The organism is Streptomyces sp. Ru72, assembly GCF_002920635.1.
GTDB lineage: Bacteria > Actinomycetota > Actinomycetes > Streptomycetales > Streptomycetaceae > Streptomyces.
Map to the genome: position 1 here is coordinate 12,606 of NZ_PQSR01000012.1, position 20,854 is coordinate 33,459.

General features: G+C 70.1%; 19 protein-coding genes. 3 read left to right on the forward strand and 16 right to left on the reverse strand.

Annotation, left to right across the window (positions count from 1 at the left end; genetic code table 11):
• Positions 1-42 precede the first annotated feature (42 nt).
• Together C3488_RS08275 and C3488_RS08280 are read right to left on the reverse strand one after the other, a co-directional pair.
• Entirely contained in the window at positions 43-1,278 is a 1,236-nt protein-coding gene (locus C3488_RS08275) for a helix-turn-helix domain-containing protein (protein WP_103838669.1), read from the reverse strand.
• A 377-nt stretch (positions 1,279-1,655) separates the two neighbouring features.
• Positions 1,656-1,976: a hypothetical protein gene (locus tag C3488_RS08280; protein ID WP_103838670.1), complete on the reverse strand. Its 321-nt coding sequence runs from the start codon at positions 1,974-1,976 to the stop codon at positions 1,656-1,658.
• Positions 1,977-2,314: 338 nt separating this feature from the next.
• Here C3488_RS08280 and C3488_RS08285 point away from each other — a divergent pair, with 338 nt between their 5' ends.
• Both C3488_RS08285 and C3488_RS08290 read left to right on the forward strand, forming a co-directional pair.
• The gene (locus C3488_RS08285) at positions 2,315-2,842 is read left to right on the forward strand and encodes a universal stress protein (protein ID WP_103838671.1); all 528 of its coding nucleotides are present in this window, start codon (positions 2,315-2,317) and stop codon (positions 2,840-2,842) included.
• A gap of 323 nt (positions 2,843-3,165) precedes the next feature.
• Complete coding sequence (locus tag C3488_RS08290) at positions 3,166-3,732, forward strand: GPR1/FUN34/YaaH family transporter (protein ID WP_103838672.1); 567 nt, start codon at positions 3,166-3,168, stop codon at positions 3,730-3,732.
• A gap of 164 nt (positions 3,733-3,896) precedes the next feature.
• Here the strand turns inward: C3488_RS08290 and glmS are convergent, their stop codons facing one another.
• A complete protein-coding gene (glmS, locus tag C3488_RS08295; RefSeq protein ID WP_103838673.1) occupies positions 3,897-5,714 on the reverse strand; it encodes a glutamine--fructose-6-phosphate transaminase (isomerizing) in 1,818 nt (605 codons plus the stop codon).
• A 66-nt stretch (positions 5,715-5,780) separates the two neighbouring features.
• A complete protein-coding gene (locus C3488_RS08300; RefSeq protein WP_103838674.1) occupies positions 5,781-6,038 on the reverse strand; it encodes a hypothetical protein in 258 nt (85 codons plus the stop codon).
• A gap of 165 nt (positions 6,039-6,203) precedes the next feature.
• Here C3488_RS08300 and C3488_RS08305 point away from each other — a divergent pair, with 165 nt between their 5' ends.
• Complete coding sequence (locus C3488_RS08305) at positions 6,204-7,769, forward strand: metallophosphoesterase family protein (RefSeq protein ID WP_103838675.1); 1,566 nt, start codon at positions 6,204-6,206, stop codon at positions 7,767-7,769.
• 23 nt (positions 7,770-7,792) lie between these two features.
• On the opposite strand, the gene C3488_RS08310 is transcribed toward C3488_RS08305, so the two are convergent.
• The 12 genes from C3488_RS08310 to C3488_RS08360 form a co-directional block, all read right to left on the reverse strand.
• A complete protein-coding gene (locus C3488_RS08310) occupies positions 7,793-8,671 on the reverse strand; it encodes a DUF4429 domain-containing protein (protein WP_103838676.1) in 879 nt (292 codons plus the stop codon).
• 128 nt (positions 8,672-8,799) lie between these two features.
• The gene (locus tag C3488_RS08315; protein WP_103838677.1) at positions 8,800-10,572 is read right to left on the reverse strand and encodes an IucA/IucC family siderophore biosynthesis protein; all 1,773 of its coding nucleotides are present in this window, start codon (positions 10,570-10,572) and stop codon (positions 8,800-8,802) included.
• Complete coding sequence (locus C3488_RS08320) at positions 10,569-11,111, reverse strand: GNAT family N-acetyltransferase (RefSeq protein ID WP_103838678.1); 543 nt, start codon at positions 11,109-11,111, stop codon at positions 10,569-10,571. Before C3488_RS08320 ends, C3488_RS08315 begins: the two co-directional genes overlap by 4 nt.
• A complete protein-coding gene (locus tag C3488_RS08325) occupies positions 11,108-12,391 on the reverse strand; it encodes a lysine N(6)-hydroxylase/L-ornithine N(5)-oxygenase family protein (RefSeq protein WP_103838679.1) in 1,284 nt (427 codons plus the stop codon). The genes C3488_RS08320 and C3488_RS08325 overlap by 4 nt, the downstream gene beginning before the upstream one ends.
• On the reverse strand, positions 12,375-13,841 hold the full coding sequence (gene desA / locus C3488_RS08330; protein WP_103838680.1) for a lysine decarboxylase DesA: 1,467 nt from the start codon (positions 13,839-13,841) through the stop codon (positions 12,375-12,377). Before desA ends, C3488_RS08325 begins: the two co-directional genes overlap by 17 nt.
• 121 nt (positions 13,842-13,962) lie before the next feature.
• A complete protein-coding gene (locus C3488_RS08335; protein WP_103838681.1) occupies positions 13,963-14,808 on the reverse strand; it encodes a siderophore-interacting protein in 846 nt (281 codons plus the stop codon).
• A 68-nt stretch (positions 14,809-14,876) separates the two neighbouring features.
• The gene (locus tag C3488_RS08340; protein WP_103838682.1) at positions 14,877-15,926 is read right to left on the reverse strand and encodes an ABC transporter substrate-binding protein; all 1,050 of its coding nucleotides are present in this window, start codon (positions 15,924-15,926) and stop codon (positions 14,877-14,879) included.
• Positions 15,927-16,123: 197 nt separating this feature from the next.
• The gene (locus tag C3488_RS42355; protein WP_308460659.1) at positions 16,124-16,498 is read right to left on the reverse strand and encodes a Uma2 family endonuclease; all 375 of its coding nucleotides are present in this window, start codon (positions 16,496-16,498) and stop codon (positions 16,124-16,126) included.
• 77 nt (positions 16,499-16,575) lie between these two features.
• On the reverse strand, positions 16,576-16,740 hold the full coding sequence (locus C3488_RS42360; RefSeq protein WP_308460660.1) for a hypothetical protein: 165 nt from the start codon (positions 16,738-16,740) through the stop codon (positions 16,576-16,578).
• Between the two features lie 35 nt (positions 16,741-16,775).
• Positions 16,776-17,936 (reverse strand): acyl-CoA dehydrogenase family protein, encoded by a 1,161-nt coding sequence (locus C3488_RS08350; protein WP_103838683.1) that lies wholly within the window; start codon positions 17,934-17,936, stop codon positions 16,776-16,778.
• A 2-nt stretch (positions 17,937-17,938) separates the two neighbouring features.
• Entirely contained in the window at positions 17,939-18,877 is a 939-nt protein-coding gene (locus C3488_RS08355) for a hydroxymethylglutaryl-CoA lyase (protein WP_103838684.1), read from the reverse strand.
• On the reverse strand, positions 18,874-20,853 hold the full coding sequence (locus C3488_RS08360) for a biotin carboxylase N-terminal domain-containing protein (RefSeq protein WP_103838685.1): 1,980 nt from the start codon (positions 20,851-20,853) through the stop codon (positions 18,874-18,876). Before C3488_RS08360 ends, C3488_RS08355 begins: the two co-directional genes overlap by 4 nt.
• Between the last annotated feature and the right edge of the window lies 1 nt (position 20,854).

Here is a 20,854-nt window from a genome sequence, read left to right on the forward strand (position 1 = left end):
CCGGTGGGCCGGTGCTGCCGGTGCGCCGGCACGGCGGTGGTGCTACGGCGCGCTGCGCTGCCCCGGCACGCCCGGGCGGCCCGCCGCGTACAGCTCGGGCACGTGCTTGCCCGAGTGGTCCGTGGACAGGGGCGCCGAGGGGCCGATCCCGTTCGTCGCGGCCGTCCGGCGGGTCTGCATCGGGACCGGGGCGGACTCGGCCGCGGCCTGCGACGCCGGCGGGCCGCCGGAGCTCTCGGCGTCCGCCTGCCGGTCGCTCTGCGGGCGACGCGCCCGGTAGGCGGCACGGTAGGCCGCGGGCGACGAGCCGAGCTGGCGCCGGAAGTGGCCGCGCAGCGCGACCGGCGAGCGGAAGCCGCAGCGTCCGGCGACCTCGTCGACCGAGTAGTCGGAGGTCTCCAGCAGTCGTTGCGCCTGCAGCACCCGCTGGGTGATCAGCCACTGCAGCGGCGCGCTGCCGGTCAGCGAGCGGAAGCGCCGGTCGAACGTCCGCCGGCTCATGTACGCGCGCGCCGCCAGCGTCTCCACGTCGAACTGTTCGTGGAGGTGCTCCAGCGCCCAGGCGACGACCTCCGCGAGCGGGTCGGCGCCGATCTCCTCGGGTAAAGACCGGTCGAGATAGCGCTCCTGGCCTCCGCTGCGGCGCGGCGGGACGACCAGGCGCCGGGCGAGCGCGCCCGCCGCCTCGTTGCCGTGGTCCGTGCGCACGATGTGGAGGCACAGGTCGATGCCGGCGGCCGTACCGGCCGACGTCAGGACGTCCCCGTCGTCCACGAACAGCTCGCGCGGGTCGACGTGCACCGACGGATAGCGCTTGGCCAGCGTCGGTGCGTACATCCAGTGGGTGGTGGCCGGCCGCCCGTCCAGCAGCCCGGCGGCGGCCAGTACGAAGGCGCCGGTGCACAGCCCCACGATGCGGGCGCCCTCCTCGTGCGCCCGGCGCAGTGCGTCGAGCGCCTCCTCCGGCGGCGGAGAGGTGATCGACCTCCAGGCCGGCACCACGACGGTGCCCGCCCGCGAGATCGCCTCAAGGCCGTACGGCGCGGTGAGTTCCAGGCCCCCTGTGGTCCGCAGCGGGCCTTCCTCGCCGGCCGCCACCAGCAGGCGGTAGCGCGGCACTCCGGCGTCCTGGCGGTCAATCCCGAACACCGACAGTGGAATGGAACTCTCGAAGATGGGGCCGCCGCTGAACAGCAGCACCGCGACGATCTCCTTGCGGCGTCGCCCCGACAGCTTCCGGGCCGCGGCGTCCGGCGCGGCAGTTGCGTCGTGGCTCATCCTGCTAAGCCCCCCTCGGTGGTCGCGGCTCCTCGGTTGTGTCGCTCCTGCACGTTTCCCCTCGGTCCTGCACGAGTCCCCCGCCGTAGACAGTCATGATCGAATCTACTGTGTCGCGCGGTGCCGGCGTGACCAGTTCACCATCCGGCACATTGTCGACATGGCAACTTGGCGTGAAGCATTCGATCACGAAGGGTTGCACTCGTGGAGCGTGCAGGGAAGTGCGCCTCGTCCCGGTGGCCAATCCCCGTAGGGTGCGCGCGTCGCCCGGGGCCCTTTCCGCGCAGGTCGAACGGGGGGTGAGGGGCCGCTCGACGATGTAATGCACGGGATTGAGAAGTTGGCTGAAAAGATACGGGCGCGTGCGCGGAAACCGGTCAGTCGACCGGAGTGTGTCCACCACTGTGACGTCCGCCTCTGTGCGCCCCCGTTCCGGTCCGGCTGTGGCGTCCGCGATGCGGGGCGATCTCCTCGGCCCGCAGGCGCGCGGCACCCCGCTCCGACTGCCGCAGGAGGGTGCGGCAGGCCGCGGTGACGGCGACGAGGCCGAGAGCGGTGCTGATGGCGGCGGCGAGGGAGATGCCGTAACAGACGAGGACGACGGGGACGAGGACGCAGCAGAAGGCGGCCCAGCGGATCACGTCGCTCGCGGTGTCCGGCGCGGGGCGGTTCCGGGGTGCGGTGCGGGGTGCGGGCACGGGGTGCTCCCTGGGGCGGGGGTTCGCCCGGTTCAACGCGGGTCCGTCCCGTCGGTCACTGCGGCGCTCAGCGGTCGCAGCGGCCACGCAGACACGCGGCGCCCCTGAGGGAACGCCGTGCGAAACGCCGTGCGAACCGCCTGTACGGGCCAGCAACCATTGCGTTACGGGCGTTCCCTCGTGCATGCTCCCTGGAACCCTGTGCACCCTGCGCGGGATCTGGGCCAAGGAGGCGTGCCGCCGTACCCTTGAGGGTATGGGGACGGGAAGACGATTCCCGGACACAGGTCCGCCGCACACCGTCGTCCCCGACAAAGGATCACATCGCCGAGACAGCCATGGCCGGTCACGAATTCTCCGAACCCGCGGACCGCAAGCGGCCGGTCGCCGACCCGACGGCGACCGATCCCCTGGCGGCGGAAGAGCCACGCCCTTCATGCGATCCCGCGTTCAAGCACGGCGTTGTCGTCGGCTTCGACGGCTCCACCTCCAGCGAGCGCGCCCTCGCGTACGCGATCGGCATGGCGTACCGCTCGGGGTCGGGCCTGATCATCGTCCATGTCGCCAATCGGCTGCCCACCACGGTGTGGGCGGGCTGCGAGCCGCCGGTCTTCGTGGACGTGCCGGACCACCGTACGGAGGTTCTGGGGCTGGAGCTGGCCTGTGCGGATCATCTCGCCGACGTGCCCTGGATCCTGGTCGAGCGCGGCGGCGACATCTGCCACGAACTCGAAGAGGTGGGCCGGGAGTACGAGGCGGACGCGATCGTCGTCGGCTCCACGCACGGCATCGTCGGCCGCATCTTCGGTTCGGTCGCAGGCCGCCTCGCCAAGCGCGCCCAGCGCCCGGTGATCGTCATCCCCTGAGTCGCCGCCCGGCGTGTGCTGACCGGCTCGGCTGCCGGTGTGCCCCTGCGGAGTGTGCGCCGCCCGCGGGCGTACGCGGTTGCTGACGCCGTTCCCCGTCCCCTGGAGGGGCGCGATTTACAGCCACCGCGCGCCCTCGGCGCGCACCCGAGCCGTTGTGATTCCGCAACTTCCCGTTGGCCCAGGTGAGATGCGCCGTGGGTACGGGCAACTCCCTTTCCGCGCCCCCTGAATTCTTTCGCGTCCAGAGGTGTTTGTGCCCTTGTGAAGGGCATATATCGGTCACCGCGCACCGTACACGCAGGATAAGAAGGGAGCCCGCCGTGGACAACGACGTCTCTGCGGGAGGCACCACCACCATCGTCGGCCGGCTGGCGCTCGGCGTCACGCTGCTGGCCTTCGGGCTCGGATCCACCAAGGTCATCGACGGCGTGACGACGGCCGACGCCGTGTCACTGGCCCACTATGTCGGCGGAGTGGCCCTGTTCGTCGCCGGCCTGCTCGCCCTCCGCGACCGTGACACCGCTAGGGGCACCGCCTTCTCGGCGCTCGGCGCCCTGTGGTTCACCTGGGCCGTCACGGCCGGCAACCAGATGTCCGACCACGCCGCCGGACTCTTCCTCCTGCTGTTCGCCCTGGTCACCCTGAGCCTGGCGCTCGGAGCGGCCGGCGGCCTGCTCGACCAGGGCACCTACGGGCTGTTCTTCGTCTCGCTGCTGCTGCTCGCCATCGGCCGCCTCGCCGGCAACGACGCGCTCGGCAAGGCCGGCGGCTGGTTCGCCGTGGCGGCGGGAGCGGTGGCCTGGTACGCGGCGACCGCGGCCCTCGCCCACTGGCCCACGACCCTTCCGCGACGCGCTGCCGGCCGGGGGGTGACGGCCGCCGGCTGAGGCAGCGACCGGCCGGGATGGGGGTCCCCCCTGTTCGAGCGAAGTCGAGAACTTGGGGGAGGGCGGCCCCGGCCTTCCGAAAGAGCAACCCCCTGTGGTGGTGGCACACAGGGGGTTGCCGACGTCCGAACCCGCCAGACCGCGGCGCAGTCGGCCGGTGCGGACTACTCCACCGTCACGGACTTCGCGAGGTTCCGCGGCTTGTCGATGTCCCGGCCCAGCGCCAACGCCGTGTGGTAGGCGAGGAGTTGCAGCGGAATGCCCATCAGGATCGGGTCCAGCTCGTCCTCGTTCTTCGGCACCACGATGGTGTGGTCGGCCTTCTCCTGCTCCTGGTGCGCCACCGCGAGGATCCTGCCGCTGCGGGCCTTGATCTCCTCCATGGCCGCGCGGTTCTTCTCCAGCAGGTCGTCGTCCGGCACGATCGCGACCGTCGGCAGGGCCGGCTCGATCAGCGCCAGCGGACCGTGCTTGAGCTCGGAGGCCGGGTAGGCCTCGGCGTGGATGTAGGAGACCTCCTTCAGCTTCAGCGAGGCCTCACGGGCCACCGGGTAGCCGCGCACACGCCCGATGAACAGCATCGAACGGGCGTCCGCGAACTGCTCCGCCAGCTTCTTGATCTCCTCCTCCTGCTCGAGGATCTCGGAGATCTGCTCGGGCAGCTTCCGCAGGCCCTCGATGATCCGCTTGCCGTCACGGACGGACAGGTCGCGGGTGCGGCCCAGGTGCAGCGCCAGCAGCGCGAACGCCACCGTCGTGTTCGTGAAGCACTTGGTGGACACCACGCACACCTCGGGCCCCGCGTGGACGTAGATCCCGGCGTCCGACTCCCGGGCGATCGCCGAGCCGACCACGTTGACGACGCCGAAGACCCGCGCGCCCTTGCGCCTGAGCTCCTGCACGGCCGCCAGCACGTCGTACGTCTCACCGGACTGCGACACCGCCACGTACAGGGTGTCGGGGTCCACGACGGCGTTGCGGTAGCGGAACTCCGACGCCGGCTCGGCGTCGGCCGGGATACGGGCCAGCTCCTCGATCATCTGGGCACCGATCATGCCCGCGTGGTACGAGGTGCCGCAGCCGAGGATCTTCACCCGGCGGATCTGCCGCGCCTCGCGGGCGTCCAGGTTCAGGCCGCCCAGGTGGACGGTCGAGAACCGGTCGTCGATGCGGCCGCGCAGCACCCGGTCCACGGCGTCGGCCTGCTCGTGGATCTCCTTGTGCATGTAGGTGTCGTGGCCGCCCATGTCGTACGACTCGGCCTCCCACTCCACGGTGGTCGGCTCGGCCGTCGTACGGGTGCCCTCGGTGGTGTAGGTGCGGAAGTCGTCGGCCTTCAGCGTCGCCATCTCGCCGTCGTCCAGCGTCACTATCTGGCGGGTGTGGGCGACGAGGGCGGCCACGTCGGAGGCGACGAACATCTCCTTCTCGCCGATGCCGAGGACGACCGGGGAGCCGTTGCGGGCCACCACGATCCGGTCCGGGAAGTCGGCGTGCATCACGGCGATGCCGTACGTGCCCTCCACGACCCGCAGCGCCTGGCGGACCTTCTCCTCCAGCTTCTCGGCCTGGGAGCGGGCGATGAGGTGGGTGAGGACCTCGGTGTCGGTCTCGGAGAGGAACTCGACGCCGTCCGCCTCCAGCTTCTTCCTCAGTTCGGCGGCGTTGTCGATGATGCCGTTGTGGACGACGGCGACCTTGCTGTCGGCCGACAGGTGCGGGTGCGCGTTGACGTCGGAGGGGGCGCCGTGGGTGGCCCAGCGGGTGTGGGCGATGCCGGTGGTGCCCTTGAAGCGCGCGGGGACCTTGGCCTCCAGGTCGCGGACCCGGCCCTTGGCCTTGACCATCCTCAGGCCCGCCGACTTCGGCGAGGTGATGACGATGCCCGCCGAGTCGTAGCCGCGGTACTCCAGCCGCTGCAGACCCTCCAGCAGGAGCGGGGCCACATCGCGCTTACCGATGTATCCGACGATTCCGCACATATGTTTCCTTAAGTCCCTTTTTACCCCGTCTGGATGGGGCGGTCGTCCGGTGGCTCAGTCGTGGACTCAGCCGTAGACGATGCGCCGCAGTTGCCGGAGCGTGAGCTCGGGCGGTGCCACCGCGCGGTACTTCAGGTCCGCCTCGATCCGTTCGAAGATCGACGCGTTCACCAGTCCCTGGGCCTGCAGTTCGCGGTGGCGGCGACGGACGAACTCCTCGGTCGTCTCGTCGAAGTAGGCGAGCACGTCCTGGACCACACGCAGTGCCTCGCCCCGGCCCAGGGGCGTGGTTCGCGTCAGGTGATCAACAAGTTCGTCGTGCACCCGGTAGATCCTGAGGTAAGAGCGCCGGAATCGCAAGAATCGTGCCCGATTTCGGGCAGATGACGGTTGAAGTTCTTATGGGGTCCCGTTCGACGGCTGTCCATCCTGTGTCCTGCGACACGTTGATTGGGTGGAGGAAGTTCTGGCCACATGGACATACCTCGTATGGGAGTACCGGAGAAGCTCGCGGCCCGCATGAGCATGGCGGAGCAGCACGAGTACCTGCGCGCGAGATTCTCCCGGCGCACGATGATCAGAGGCGGTGCGGTCACCCTGGGCGCCGTAGCGGGTGGCGCATTCGTACCGGGTGCCACCGCCCGGGCCGCCGTCCCGACCCAGAGCACCGCCCCCGCCGTCGAGAGTGTCGACGGCGCCCTGGTCGCCCCCTTCGGCCGCCACCTCGCCTTCGGCGACGACCCGCGCACCGAGATCACCGTCTCCTGGCAGGTCCCGGTCGCGGTGCGGAACCCGTTCATCCGGATCGGCGCCCACCCCTGGGACCTGTCCCGCAAGATCCCCGCCGAGGTCCGCGCCCTCCACACGCCGGCGGGCGTCGGCGCGAGCGGCGATCACACCCAGTACTACCTGCACGCCCAGCTGACCCACCTGCGCCCCGGCAGGACCTACTACTACGGCGTCGGCCACGAGGGCTTCGACCCGGCCGAGCGCCACCTGCTGGGTACCCTCGGCACCTTCACCACCGCCCCCGCGCACAAGGAGCCGTTCACCTTCACGGCCTTCGGCGACCAGGGTGTCAGTTACCACGCGCTGGCCAACGACAGCCTGATCCTCGGCCAGAACCCGGTCTTCCACCTGCACGCGGGCGACATCGCCTACGGTGACCCGTCCGGCGCCGGCAAGACCTCCGACACCGGCTTCGACTCGCGCACCTGGGACCAGTTCCTCGCCCAGACCGAGTCGGTCGCCAAGTCCGTGCCGTGGATGGTCTCCTACGGCAACCACGACATGGAGGCCTGGTACTCGCCCAACGGCTACGGCGGCGAGGAGGCCCGCTTCACGCTCCCCGACAACGGGCCGGACAAGAAGAACCTGCCGGGCGTCTACTCCTTCGTCTACGGCAACACGGCGATCATCTCGCTGGACCCGAACGACGTCTCCTTCGAGATCCCGGCCAACCTCGGCATCTCCGGCGGCACCCAGACCACGTGGTTCGAGGCGCAGCTGAAGAAGTACCGCGCGTCGAAGGACGTCGACTTCATCATCGTGTTCTTCCACCACTGCGCGTACTGCACCTCCACGGCGCACGCCTCGGAGGGGGGCGTGCGACAGGAGTGGGTGCCGCTGTTCGAGAAGTACACGGTGGACCTGGTCATCAACGGACACAACCACCAGTACGAGCGCACCGACGTGATCAAGGGCGACAAGGTCGCCAAGAAGCTGCCGATCGGCGAGACGGCCTACCCCGAGACCGAGGGCGTCGTCTACGTGACGGCGGGCGCGGCCGGCCGCAGCCTGTACGCGTTCAGCGCGCCGGACTCCTACGAGGGACACCTGAACGAGGTCGACTCCGTCGCCTCCTTCGTCAACACCAAGGACGGCAAGGTCGACGAGACCGTCGCCTGGTCCCGGGTGCGCTACCTCAACTACTCGTTCCTGCGCGTGGACGTCGAGCCCGCACCGCGCGGCCACTACGCCAAGCTGAAGGTCTCGGGCATCGCCGAGACCGGTGACCGCATCGACCACTTCACGGTGGCGCGCCGGGCCAAGTAGCGGAACCCCACGGCAGGCGGTCCTCACATCCTCTTGAGGACCGCCTGTTTGGCCATCGCGAACTCCTCGTCGGTGAGCACCCCTTCGCGGTGCAGCTCGCCCAGCTCCCGCAGCCGCCGCAGCAGGGCGTCGTGCTCGTTCTCCGCGGCGTCCCGCGCGGGCGCGGGCAGTTCCTTCGGCGGCGGTACGGCGTCCACGGGCGCCGCCGGGTGCGGCAGCCGGGCCTGGACGGCCGCCGCGACGAGCGCCATCAGCGCGTCCTTCTTGAAGCCCCACAGCTCCACCGAGTTGGGGTCGTACTTCGGCGGCGCCTTGGTCTCGGCCCCGCGCACGGTGAAGCGGAGACAGCCGTTCTCCAGACCGACCGCCGGCTGCCACTCCACGGCGGTGATGTCGGCGACCGGCAGTGTGCGCATGCCGGCGGCCTGCTTCGCGTCCTCCGTCTTCCAGTTCCACTCCAGGCGTACCTGCTCGCCGTCGAAGCTCGCCGTGCCGTCCCCGGCCGACACCGACAGCGGGACGGAGGGGCCGGGCAGCAGATAGCGGTCGACCGGCTCGGTGGGCACCTGGGCCAGCACCAGCGCGTCCCGCACCTCGTCCGCCACGTACTCGGCGACGCCGTAGCGGTCGGACTCGACGGTCAGCTGGTACGGGTCGTCGGAGTCCTTCAGCCTGCGCCCGGTCGCCTGCAGCAGCGGGCAGGCGCCGTCGCGCAGCCGCAGCCTGAGCCGTCCGGTCCTCTTCCCCTGCTCGAAGGAGATCCCCGCCAACGCCTCGAGCGGAACGGTCAGTTCACCCAAGGTGCGACGGAAGAGCCCGACGCTCTTGTCGCGGCCCGGGGTCAGCCGTAAGGCGTCACCGTCGAAGATCCACGTACCGTCCTTCTGGATGATTTCCGCCATGCCGGGGATTGTTCCACCCCGTTCGCGAGACAGTGGTCCGTACCCATCGGGTCCGGAGCCCGGTGGCCGAAGCGTGTCGGGCACCCCGGCGGACCGTGCACCGGGGTGCCCGCCCGTCCACGAAGGGCCTACAGGCCCGCGATCGGGTTCTTCAGGGTCCCGGCCAGTTGCAGCGCCCCCGACGGGTCCGCCAGGTCCACCATCTGCCTGTTGTTCCGCAGTTGCAGCCGGTTGAGGCAGGACAGGGCGAACTCCGGTGCGAACAGGTCGTACTGGCGGAACCTTTCGGCGAGCTGCGGGTTCGCGTCCTGGTACTCGTGGGCGACCTCCGCGACCGTCCGCCAGAAGTCCTCCTCCTCGAGGATCCCCTCGGCGGCCAGGTGCGCCGCCAGGAAGCGGAAGAAGCAGTCGAAGACGTCCGTGAAGACCGACAGGAGCTTCTTGTCCTCCGGGACCTCCACACGGATGCGCGCCACCTCCGGCGGCAGCACCGCCTCCGGGTCCATGACCGCGATCTCCTCCGCTATGTCCTTGAAGATCGCCCGCTGCACGACGCCGTCCTTCAGGACGAGGACGACGTTCTCGCCGTGCGGCATGAACACCAGGTCGTAGGCGTAGAAACTGTGCAGCAGCGGGGTGAGGTAGGCCCGCAGATAGTGCCGCAGCCACTCCCTCGGCGGGAGCCCCGAGCGCTCGATCAGCGCCCCCGCGAAGGACGCGCCCTCATGGTCGACATGGGCGAGGGACGCCATGGTGGCCAGGGTCTCGCCGTCCTGGAGCGAGGGCACCGGGCTCTCCCGCCACAGGGCCGCCAGCATCTTGCGGTACGGGGAGTAGCGGTCGGTGGCGGCCTCGTACTCCAGGTGGCGGTAGCCGACGGCCGCACGCTCCCTGATGATCGTCAGGCCCGTCGCCTTCAGTACCGGGTCGTTCTCGATCAGCCTGGCCAGCCAGTCGTTGATCGCCGGGGTGGCCTCCATGTACGCGGCCGACAGCCCCCGCATGAAGCCCATGTTGAGCACGGACAGGGCCGTCTTGACGTAGTGCTTCTCCGGGTGCGAGGTGTTGAAGAAGGTCCGTATGGACTGCTGCGCCAGGTACTCGTCGTCGCCCTCACCGAGGCACACCAGGTTCCGGCGGGCGACCTCGGCGGCGAAGGTGACGGTGAGCTTGTTCCACCATTGCCAGGGGTGGACGGGCAGGAGGAGGTAGTCGGCCGGGTCCAGGCCCTGGTCGCGCAGGATGCCGTGGAACCGCTCGAGGGTCTCCGCTCCCAGCTCCTGCCGGATGAACGACTCGTACTCGAGACCGACGCCCGCCGTGAACGCCGCCCGCGAGCGGTGCGCCGCCAGCCACACCAGCCGCACCGGGCTCGCGGTCTCGGGCGCGTACGACAGGTACTCGTGGATGCCGAAGCCGAGACGCCCGTTGTTGGCGACGAAGCAGGGGTGGCCCTCCGTCATCCCGGTCTCGATCGCCTGGAAACCGGAGCGGGCCAGCTCCGCCGACGTGACCTGCGGCTTGGCGAGCTTATAGCAGATGCCGGAGACGGTGGAGGAGATCTCCTCCAGGTAGACGGGCAAAATGTCCTCGCTCAGGCCCAGCGACCGCCTCAGCTCGACGAAGAAGTCCAGCGCGGCGAGAGGCAGTTCGCCACCGCCGCGGTGGCGGGTGATCGATTCCGCGTCGACCTGCCAGTGGTCGAGGGCACGCAGGGTGGCCGTGAAGCGGTAGCGGGTGAGCCCGTCGTCGCTGTGGACGGTGTACCGGCCGTCCTCCTCCAGCTCGGGCGTGATCAGCCGTTCATGGGCGAACTCGGCGAGCGCCTTGCGTATGAGGAGACGGTTGGCCCTCTCCCAGCGCTCGGGGGACAGGTGGGCCACGGCGTCGGCGAGGGTCATGCCGGCACCGCCTTTTCGAACCGCTCACGGGTGCAGAAACTCAACAGGGCCTTCTTCTCGGGCTTCTCGATCTCGCGTTCGGGCACGAACCCGACCGCCTCGTTCAGGGCGTGCACGGCCGTGTTGCGCACATCGGGCTCGACGACGACCCGCCGCGTGGCGGAGTCCTCGAACAGGTGCCGCATCACAGCGGTGATGACGGCCCGGGTGAACCCGTGCACGGGTGTGTCGGCCGGTGCCACCAGGAAGTGCATGCCGACGTCGCCCGGCTCCGGCTCGTACAGCCCGACCAGCTCCCGGTGGGCCGGGTCGTACCTCTCCACCAGGAAGGCGGGGTCGCCGTCGTGCAGCCCGAGGAGCGCATGGTGGTGCTCGTCGGCCGCGATCTCGCGGTAGGCGCGCTCCACGTCGCCGACCGTGGCGTCCTGCATCATCCAGAAGGTGGCCTTGGGGTGCGTGACCCAGGCGTGCAGCAGCTCGGCGTCCCTGCCGGGGTCGACGGGGCGGAAGGCGAAGGTGCCGATGCCGACGGTGCTCATGCGGCGAACTCCTGGAAGGCGATCGTCTTCTCGACGGGGTAGTACTCGGTGCCGAGCAGCTCCCGGATGATGTACGCGTTCCGGTAGGCGCCCATGCCCAGGTCGGGTGAGGTGATCGAGTGGGTGTGGACGCCGGCGTTCTGCAGGAACACGCCCCGGCCGGTGACGTCGATCGCGTAGTTGCGGGCCACGTCGAAGTTGCCGTGCCGGTCGTAGCGCAGACGGTCGCGGATCGGCCTGAGGAACTCGGGTTCGACGTACTTGTATCCGGTGGCGAGGATCAGGGCCTGGGAGCGCAGCTCGTAGTCCTTCTCCTGCTCCTCCTGGCGGAAGGTGAGGGTGTAGGTGCCGTCCCCGTACGTGGCCCTCGTCAGCGCGGAGTTGGTGAGCAGGCGGGTCGGGACCGGGCCGTCGAGGTTCTTCTGGTACAGCAGGTCGAAGATCTCGTTGATCAGATCGCTGTCGATGCCCTTGAACAGGCACTTCTGCTGCTCGTTGAGGCGGTAGCGGGTCCGCTCGGGCAGCGCGTGGAAGTAGTCGATGTACTCCGGGGAGGTCATCTCCAGCGTGAGCTTGGTGTACTCGAGGGGGAAGAAGCGCGGGGAGCGGGTCACCCAGTTCAGCCGGTAGCCGTGGACGTCGATCTCCCCGAGCAGGTCGCGGTAGATCTCCGCGGCGGACTGGCCGCTGCCGACGAGGGTGATCGACTCCTTGGCCTGGAGGTGGTGCTTGTGGTCCAGGTAGCGGGAGTTGTGGATGACGTCACCGCCCAGACCACGGCAGGGCTCCGGGATGTGGGGAGGGGTGCCGGTGCCGAGGACGAGATGACGGGCCCGGTAGGTGCCTCCGTCCTGCGTCCGTACGACATACACCTCGTCCTGGTCCGCGTACGTCACCTCGGTGACCGTCGTGTTGAAGCGGACGCCGGCGACTTTCTCGGCGGCCCAGCGGCAGTAGTCGTCGTACTCGACGCGCAGGGGGTAGAAGTCCTCGCGGATGTAGAACGAGTACAGCCTGCCCCGCTCCTTGAGGTAGTTGAGGAAGGAGTACGGGGAGGTGGGGTCGGCCAGGGTGACAAGGTCCGACAGGAACGGGGTCTGGAGGTGGGCGCCCTCCAGGAGCATCCCCGAGTGCCACTCGAAGGTGGGCTTGGACTCCAGGAAGACGCCGTCGAGGCCGTCGATCGGCTCGGTGAGGCAGGCGAGGCCGAGGTTGAAGGGGCCGAGCCCGATCCCGACGAAGTCGTACGTCTTCCCGGTGGCTTCAGGACGCGCGGTCAAGGGACTCTCCCAGGTACTGCTCGGCGTGGCCGGCGATCAGATCGAGGACGGTGGCGATGTCGTCCACCGTGGTCTCGGGGTTGAGCAGGGTGAACTTCAGGTAGTGGCGGCCCGCCACCTTGGTGCCCGCGACGACCGCGTCACCGGAGGCGAACAGGGCCTTGCGGGCGTGCAGGTTGGCGCGGTCGATGTCGGCCGGGTCGGTGACGGCGGAGGGGATGTGGCGAAAGACGAGCGTGGACAGCTGCGGCTCGACGACGACGTCGTAGCGCGGGTCGGCGGCGAGCAGCTTCCAGCCCTCGGCCGCCAGGTCGCAGACCTCGTCGAAGAGCTGTCCGATGCCGTCGGCGCCCATCACGCGCAGCGTCATCCACAGCTTGAGGGCGTCGAAGCGCCGGGTGGTCTGCAACGACTTGTCCACCTGGTTGGGGATGCGCTCCCGCACCGCGCTGCGCGGGTTGAGGTACTCCGCGTGGTAGGTGGCGTGCCGCAGCGTGGCGGCGTCGCGGACCAGGACGGCCGACGAACTCACCGGCTGGAAGAAGGACTTGTGGTAGTCGACGGTGACCGAGTCGGCGCGTTCGATGCCGTCGAGGAGGCCCCGGCGGCGGGGCGAGACCAGCAGTCCGCAGCCGTAGGCCGCGTCCACGTGCATCCAGGTGCCGTACTGGGCGCACAGCTCGGCGATCTCGGGCAGCGGGTCGATGGAGCCGAAATCGGTGGTGCCGGCGGTGGCGACCACGGCCATCGGGATCAGACCGTCCCGGGTGCAGCGCTCCAGCTCGCGGGCGAGGGCGACGCTCTGCATGCGCCGGTCGCGGCCCACGGGGACGGCGACGACGGACTCGGGGCCGAGGCCGAGGAGTTTCGCCGACTTCCTGACGCTGAAGTGGCTGACCTCGGAGGTGAAGACGCGCAGCCTGGCGAGCGTGTCCGATGCTCCCCACCCTGACCGCCCCGGCTTGGCCTCCTCGCGGGCCAGCAGCAGGGCCTGGAGGTTGGACTGGGTGCCGCCGGAGGTGAACACGCCGTCGGCGGCCGGGCCGAGGCCGATCCGCCCGGCGGTCCAGTCGATGAGCCTGCGCTCGATCAGGGTGCCGCCCGCCGACTGGTCCCAGGTGTCCAGGGAGGAGTTGACGGCGGACAGGACGGCCTCGCCGAGCACGGCCGGGATGACGACCGGGCAGTTGAGGTGGGCGAGGTAGCGGGGGTGGTGGAAGTAGACCGCGTCGCGGAGGTAGAGCTCCTCCAGCTCGTCCAGGGCCGCGGTGGTGTCGTGCAGCGGGCGGTCCAGGTCGATCCCGTCGATGCGGGGCGCGAGGGCGTCGACCGTGACGCCGGTGAACGGACGGTCGGTGGTGGCGAGTCGGTCGGCCACCCGCTCCACTCCTTCGGTCACGGAGCGGCGGTAGTGCTCCGCGGTGATGTCATTGAGCAGGTGCGAACGCATGTGGGTCCTCCGGTGGGGGAGTCCGGGCGGGACAGCAGAGGGGCGAAGTCGTCTCTCTCGACACTTAAGTTAGCCTAACCTAAGTTTGATCTAGGGAAACTCCGCCCCGTCGTGACCGCCGTCACTGCTGCTCGCGTACCTGCTCCTCGCTCAGCCCGTGCCGCCAGTAGCCGACGAAGGTGACACGCCGTCGGTCGACGCCGCGCTCGCCGACGAAGTGCCGGCGCAGCTCCTTCACCCGGCCGGCCTCGCCCGCGATCCACACGTACGGGGCCTTCGCGGGCGGGAGTTCGGCGTCCCGCAGCGCGGCGAGAGTCATGGGGGACCTCTCGCCGTCGCGTACGAGCCAGGTGATCTCGGCGTCGGCCCGAGTCACCAGGTCCTGGATGTCGCCGGCCTGCCCGACCTCCAGCCAGACCTGGGCGCGCGCGCCCGGGGGGAGCGACTCGAGGATCGCGGAGGCGGCGGGTACGGCGGTCTCGTCGGCCCAGATCACCACCAGGTCGGTGTCCTCAGGCGGACGGAAACGGATCGCGCGGTTGTCCTCGACGGCCGGACCGAGGAGGACGACCCGGTCGCCGGGGGTGGCCCGGGAGGCCCAGCGGGAGGCGGGGCCGGCGGGTGCCGTGGCGGCCGGCTCGATGCCGTGCAGCACGAAGTCGATGTCGATCTCGTCGGGGTCGCGGCGCAGGGCGCGCAGCGTGTACGAGCGCATCACCGCCCGTACGTCGTCGGGGAGTTCGCGCCAGTTGTGCCACCAGTCGTCGCCGAGGTGAAGGGGGATGACGGGCTCCGGCTGCCCGGGGTGCGGCAGGAACAGGGACAGGCTCTGGTCGCGTCCGTCGGAGCGGAAGGCGTTCAGGTCGTCTCCGGCGAAGGTGACCCGGACGAGAGACGGGCCGAGCCGCCTCGTCCGTACGACCTGAAGGGAGAAGAAACGGAACGGGGCGGCTACGGCCGTCGTCATGAGTACTCCTGAGCCGTCGTCAGGGAAGGGGGAGCGGGAGGGGAGCGGGAAGGGGCGGGAAGGGAGGTTCAGCTGACCTTCTTGGCCGTCTCGATCGCCTTGGCGAGGTCCTCGAGCAGCGGGGCGCACTTGTCGTACGACAGGATTGGCTCGGGGTTGCGGGCGATGACCTGGCCCGCCTTGACCGCGGGGAGCTTCTTCCAGGTCGCCTCGGTGATGTCGGCGGGCTGGATGGCCGAGGTGCGGTTGTCCATCATGATGACGTCGGCCTTGTACTTGTCGACGTTCTCCCAGCTGAGGTTCTCGAACCAGCCTCCGCTCGCCTTCAGCGCGGAGGCGGGCGGCTCGACGAAGTTCACGCCGAGGGCCTTGAAGTACTCGAGGTCGATCGAGAGGTCGGTTCCGGAGACGTAGAAGACGTCCTGGCTCGCGGAGCCCGCCAGCACCTTGATGTCCGGCTTGGCCTTGGCGGCGGCGCGCAGCCGGGCGGCGGCGTCCTCGAACCGCTTCTTCGCCTGCGCGGTCCTCGCGGAGGCGGTGTCCGCACCGAGCGACTCGGCGAGCTCCAGCATCCGCTGCAGGGGCTCGGGCATCTGGCGGTCGTAGACGGAGATCCCGACGCTCGGAGCACCCACGGCGAGGATCTTCTTCTTGGACTCCTCGGGCACGTACCAGAGCGTCCCGGCCGCGTCGAACATGGTGGTGACGAGGAGGTCGGGGGCGAGGGCCGCGTACTTCTCGATGTTGAACTGGCCCCATTCGTTGCCGAGGACCGTGACCTTGTCGACGTCGAGGTCGCCGGCCTGGACGTCGGCCTTGCCGTCCTTGGTCCTCGTCGGGCCGAAGACGCCCTTCACGTCGACGCCGTAGTCGTGCAGCGCGGCGGCGACGCCGACGAACGCGACGATGCTCGACGGCACCTTGTCGGCCTTGGCGGTCTGCCCGCGGTCGTCCTTGAACGACCAGGGACCGGACTTGCCGCCCGCGGCCCCGCTGCCCGAACCGCCGCTTTTCGCTTTCTCGTCCCCGCAGGCCGCGAGCACGGCACCGAGGCCGAGGGCGCCGCCGGCGGTGAGGACGCCGCGGCGGGTGAGACGGGTGGAGGGAGCTTTGGGCATGGGTGAGGTCTGCTTTCGTGCGTACGGGACGACTGACCGGATCGAGGTTAGGTTAGCCTAACCTCATGTCCTGTCCAGAGGGCCGGTCGGGTCCGGGCGGCGGTCAGCGAGAGGGGCCGTGCCCGCACGGCACAAAAGAACCCCGACGGTCCGGTGGTCGCGGTGTCCGTCGGGGTGCGGGTTCGTCCGAGAGGTCGTCAGGTGGCCGGCGCCCCGTCGTCGGCCGTGCTCGTGCCGTTCCCGGCCTTGCCGTAGCGGCGGAAGGCGGACGTGTCCATCGTCCAGGGCCCGAACGGCATCGAGTCTTCGAAGATGTAGGGCTCCTTGCGGGTACAGCGGTTCGTGCAGGGATCGGAGTGCACCTCGATGGTGCCGGTGCGAGGGTCGACGATCATGTAGTGGCCGATGCCCGTCGCGGGATACTCGATGAGCTTGAGCTTTTCGCCGTAGTCGTTGCCCGGGTCGGAAGGTGCAACGATCTCGACGACGGCCGGCACCTGTGTGGCGTCCACGGCGAAATCTTCCTCGTCGAGCGCGAGTTCCGGGATGACGACGGCGTCAGGGCGCCGCATGCGGCCGATCGCCGCGTGCTCGACCTCGGGGCCGTTCTCGCAGATGTACCCGGGACGGGTGGCAGGCAGCTGGGCGTTCAGCTGCTGCGGATGCGTCGGACCGTCCCCCCGTGCCGCCTCGAGGGGCTCATCATCGCGAGGAAGGGGCCGGACGGGCCGATCTCGACGTTCCCGGCCCCTTCCAGGTGCTCCGCGTACGCCGTCAGCTCCTCGGCGATGGCGCGCATCTTCGCGTAGTCCATGCGCGTAGCTGACTGAGACCTCCGCTCCAGACCGCTCAGCCCGCCAGGCCCAGCTCCCGGGCGATCAGCATCCGCTGTACCTCGCTCGTGCCCTCCCCGATCTCCAGGATCTTGGAGTCGCGCCACATACGGGCCACCGGGTACTCGTTCATGAAGCCGTAGCCGCCGTGGATCTGGGTGGCGTCGCGGGCGTTGTCCACCGCGACCGTGGAGGAGTGGAGCTTCGCCAGGGCCGCCTCCTTCTTGAAAGGCTCGCCGGAGACCAGACGGGACGCGGCGTCGCGCCAGGCCAGACGGGCCGTGTGGGCCTTCATCTCCATGTCGGCGATCTTGAACTGGACGGCCTGGTTGGCGCCGATCGGACGGCCGAAGGCATGACGTTCCTTCGCGTACTTCACCGACTCGTCCACGCAGCCCTGCGCCAGGCCCGTCGCCAGGGCCGCGATCGCGATGCGGCCCTCGTCGAGGATGCGGAGGAACTGGGCGTAGCCCCGGCCTTCCTCGCCCAGGAGGTTCTCGGCGGGGACGCGGACGTCCGCGAAGGACAGCTCCCGGGTGTCGGAGGCGTTCCAACCGACCTTCGAGTAGGGGGCCGCGACCGTGAACCCGGGTGTGCCGGACGGGATGATGATCGAGGAGATCTTCGGGCGGCCGTCCTCCGTGCGGTCGGTGACCGCGGTGACGGTGACCAGGCCCGTGATCTCCGTACCGGAGTTGGTGATGAAGCACTTGGTGCCGTTGATCACCCATTCGTTCGTCGACGTGTCCAGGCGGGCCGTCGTGCGGGTCCCGCCCGCGTCCGAGCCGGCGTCCGGCTCCGTCAGGCCGAACGCGCCCAGGATCTCGCCCGAACACAGGCGCGGGAGCCACTCCTGCTTCTGGGCCTCCGTGCCGAAGCGGTAGATCGGCATCGCGCCGAGGGAGACCCCCGCTTCGAGGGTGATGGCGACCGAGGAGTCCACGCGGGCCAGCTCCTCCAGCGCGATGCCCAGCGCCAGGTAGTCGCCGCCCATGCCGCCGTACTCCTCGGGGAACGGCAGCCCGAACAGGCCCATCCGGCCCATCTCGCGGACGATCTCGTAGGGGAACTCGTGCCGCTCGTAGAAGTCGCCGATCTTGGGCGCGACGACGTCGTGCGCGAACTCCTCGACCGTGCGCCGGAGTTCCTCCAGCTCGGGGGAGAGGTGGTGGTCCATGGTCATTCCTTGTGGGAGAGGGCTCGGACGGTGCGGGAGGGGCTCGGCCGGTCCAGATGCGCGGCCATCCACACGCTTGTGGCGGTGAGCCGGCCGAGGTCGACCCCGGTGTCGACGCCGAGGCCCTGGAGCATCCAGACGAGGTCTTCGGTGGCGAGGTTGCCGGTCGCGGACTTGGCGTAGGGACAGCCGCCGAGGCCGCCCGCGGAGGCGTCGACGGTCGTCACGCCGTGCTGGAGCGCCGCCAGGGTGTTGGCGAGCGCCTGGCCGTAGGTGTCGTGGAAGTGCACGCCGATCGCGCTGGTCGGCACGCCCTCCTCGTTCAGCTGTGACAGGAGGGCCTGCACATGGCCCGGGGTCGCCACCCCGATCGTGTCGCCCAGGCTGAGCTCGTCGCAGCCCATGTCCAAGAGGGACTTGCAGACGCGGACCACCTGGTGGACGGGGACCGCGCCCTCCCAGGGGTCCCCGAAGCACATCGACAGATAGCCGCGGACGTGCACCTTCTGCGCCTTTGCGCGCGCGACCACCGGTTCGAACATCGCCAGCGCCTCGTCCACCGTGCGGTTGAGGTTGGCCTTCGCGAAGGACTCGGTGGCGCTGGCGAAGACGGCGATCCTGCGGGCGCCCAGCGCGAGTGCGCGGTCCAGGCCGCGTTCGTTCGGCACGAGGACCGGGAGCTCGACGGGCAGTTCACCGACCAGCGGGAACAGGTCCTCCGCGTCGGCGAGCTGGGGCACCCACTTGGGGTGGACGAAGCTCGTCGCCTCGATCGTCGTCAGGCCCGCGTCCGCGAGACGGCGGATGAAGTCCGCCTTCACCTCCGTCGGTACCGTGCGCTTCTCGTTCTGCAGGCCGTCGCGCGGGCCGACCTCGTGGATCCTCACCCGGGCGGGGAGGCCCTGCGCCGGTACGGTCATGGGCAGTTCACGAACGGTCATCGCTCCGCCTCCGTGCCGTCCTCGGGGCCTTCCTCGTGCGCCGCGATCACGGCCAGCACCTGGTCCATGGCGACCGTGGTGCCGGGGGAGACGTCCAGTTCGGTGACGGTCCCGGCGTGCGGGGCGGAGATGACGTGCTCCATCTTCATCGCCTCCACCACCAGCAGGCTCTGCCCGGCCGTCACCTCGTCGCCGACGGCCACCTTGACCACCGTCACCGTGCCGGGCATGGGCGCGGTCAGCGAGTCGGTGCCGGAGCGGGCGGCGCCGGTGAGGGATGCGGCGACCGGGTCGTGGTCGCGCACGTGCCAGGCGTCGCCGTCGCGGCCCAGCCAGTCGCGGGCGCGGTGGAAGGTGTGGCGTACGCCGTCCAGGACGACGGACACGTGGTCCTCGGTGACCGTGTGGGTGCCGCGGGGCGTGTACTGCACCGGCTCGTGCACCCGCAGCGGGAAGGCGACCGGCCTGGGCTCGCCCCCGAGCCGCCAGCCGCTCGGCACGGAGAACGGGTCGATCCAGCCCTCCCCGCGCGGCGTCAGCGCGTCCAGGCGCACGGAGGCGGCGGCCTCGTAGACCTCGTCCGGCACCTGCGTCGGGATCAGTGAGTCGACCTCGCGCTCCACCAGTCCCGTGTCCAGCTCGCCCGCCACGACCGCCGGATGGGCCAGCAGTCGCCGGAGGAAACCGGCGTTCGTCTGCACGCCCAGGGTGACCGTCTGCGCGAGGGCCGCGCGGAGCCTGCGCAGCGCGGTCGCACGGTCCGGGCCGTAGGCGATGACCTTCGACAGCATCGGGTCGTAGAGGCTGCCGACCTCCGTGCCCTCGGACAGGCCCGAGTCGGTGCGGATGCCGTCGCCCTGCGGCTCGTGCAGCCTCAGCACCGTGCCGCCCGAGGGGAGGAAGCCCCGTGCGGGGTCCTCGGCGCAGATACGGGCCTCGATCGCGTGCCCCGTGAGGGTGATGTCGTCCTGCTTGAAGGACAGCCGCTCGCCCGCCGCCACCCGTAGCTGGCACTCGACCAGGTCCAGGCCGCCCGCGGCGTCAGCCGCACCAATGGATACAGCCAGCTCGGTGACCGGGTGCTCCACCTGGAGGCGGGTGTTCATCTCCATGAAGAAGTACGATGACGGGTCGCCGCCCGGCACGATGAACTCCACCGTGCCCGCGCCCTCGTAGCCGCAGGAGCGGGCCGCCCGGACCGCCGCCTCGCCCATCGCCGCACGCGTGGCCTCGTCGAGGAGCACGCTCGGCGCCTCTTCGATGATCTTCTGGTGGCGGCGCTGGAGGGAGCACTCGCGCTCGCCCAGGTGCACCACGTTCCCGTGGGCGTCCGCCAGGACCTGGATCTCGATGTGGCGGGGACGGTCGATCCACCGTTCGACGAGAAGCGTGTCGTCGCCGAAGGCGGCGCGGGCCTCGCGACGGGCGGCGGCGATCTCGTCGGCCAGCGCCGAGGCGTCCCGCACCAGCCGCATGCCCTTGCCGCCGCCGCCCGCGCTGGGCTTGAGCAACACCGGCATGCCGATCTCGCGGGCGGCATCGGCCAGCTCCGCGTCCGTCAGCCCGCTGCCGTTCGACCCCGGTACGACCGGCACTCCGGCCGCCCGTACCGTCTCCTTGGCCCGGATCTTGTCGCCCATGAGCGCGATCGCGTCCGCAGGCGGCCCGATGAACACCAGCCCCGCTTCGGCGCACGCACGCGCGAACGTCGCGTTCTCCGCGAGGAAGCCGTACCCGGGGTGCACCGCCTGGGCTCCGGTCCGGGCGGCGGCCTCCAGCAGGCGCTCCACGGACAGATAGCTCTCGGCCGCCGGCGCCGGCCCGATCCGTACCGCCGTGTCGGCCTCGCGGACGTGCCGGGCGTCGGCGTCGGCGTCGGAGAAGACGGCCACCGAGCGCACGCCCATCGACCGCAGCGTGCGGATGACGCGGACGGCGATCTCGCCCCGGTTGGCCACAAGCACTGTCTCGAACATC

What these genes read in the sequence shown, in the direction of transcription:
- C3488_RS08320 (WP_103838678.1), bottom strand. Translation starts at nt 11,111, where the DNA reads ATGAGCACCGTCGGCATCGGCACCTTCGCCTTCCGCCCCGTCGACCCC.
- C3488_RS08305 (WP_103838675.1), top strand. Translation starts at nt 6,204, where the DNA reads ATGGGAGTACCGGAGAAGCTCGCGGCCCGCATGAGCATGGCGGAGCAG.
- glmS (WP_103838673.1), bottom strand. Translation starts at nt 5,714, where the DNA reads ATGTGCGGAATCGTCGGATACATCGGTAAGCGCGATGTGGCCCCGCTC.
- C3488_RS08310 (WP_103838676.1), bottom strand. Translation starts at nt 8,671, where the DNA reads ATGGCGGAAATCATCCAGAAGGACGGTACGTGGATCTTCGACGGTGAC.
- C3488_RS42355 (WP_308460659.1), bottom strand. Translation starts at nt 16,498, where the DNA reads ATGCGGCGCCCTGACGCCGTCGTCATCCCGGAACTCGCGCTCGACGAG.
- C3488_RS08335 (WP_103838681.1), bottom strand. Translation starts at nt 14,808, where the DNA reads ATGACGACGGCCGTAGCCGCCCCGTTCCGTTTCTTCTCCCTTCAGGTC.
- C3488_RS08350 (WP_103838683.1), bottom strand. Translation starts at nt 17,936, where the DNA reads ATGGACCACCACCTCTCCCCCGAGCTGGAGGAACTCCGGCGCACGGTC.
- C3488_RS08315 (WP_103838677.1), bottom strand. Translation starts at nt 10,572, where the DNA reads ATGACCCTCGCCGACGCCGTGGCCCACCTGTCCCCCGAGCGCTGGGAG.
- C3488_RS08340 (WP_103838682.1), bottom strand. Translation starts at nt 15,926, where the DNA reads ATGCCCAAAGCTCCCTCCACCCGTCTCACCCGCCGCGGCGTCCTCACC.
- C3488_RS08355 (WP_103838684.1), bottom strand. Translation starts at nt 18,877, where the DNA reads ATGACCGTTCGTGAACTGCCCATGACCGTACCGGCGCAGGGCCTCCCC.
- C3488_RS42360 (WP_308460660.1), bottom strand. Translation starts at nt 16,740, where the DNA reads ATGGACTACGCGAAGATGCGCGCCATCGCCGAGGAGCTGACGGCGTAC.
- C3488_RS08360 (WP_103838685.1), bottom strand. Translation starts at nt 20,853, where the DNA reads ATGTTCGAGACAGTGCTTGTGGCCAACCGGGGCGAGATCGCCGTCCGC.
- C3488_RS08275 (WP_103838669.1), bottom strand. Translation starts at nt 1,278, where the DNA reads ATGAGCCACGACGCAACTGCCGCGCCGGACGCCGCGGCCCGGAAGCTG.
- desA (WP_103838680.1), bottom strand. Translation starts at nt 13,841, where the DNA reads ATGCGTTCGCACCTGCTCAATGACATCACCGCGGAGCACTACCGCCGC.
- C3488_RS08285 (WP_103838671.1), top strand. Translation starts at nt 2,315, where the DNA reads ATGGCCGGTCACGAATTCTCCGAACCCGCGGACCGCAAGCGGCCGGTC.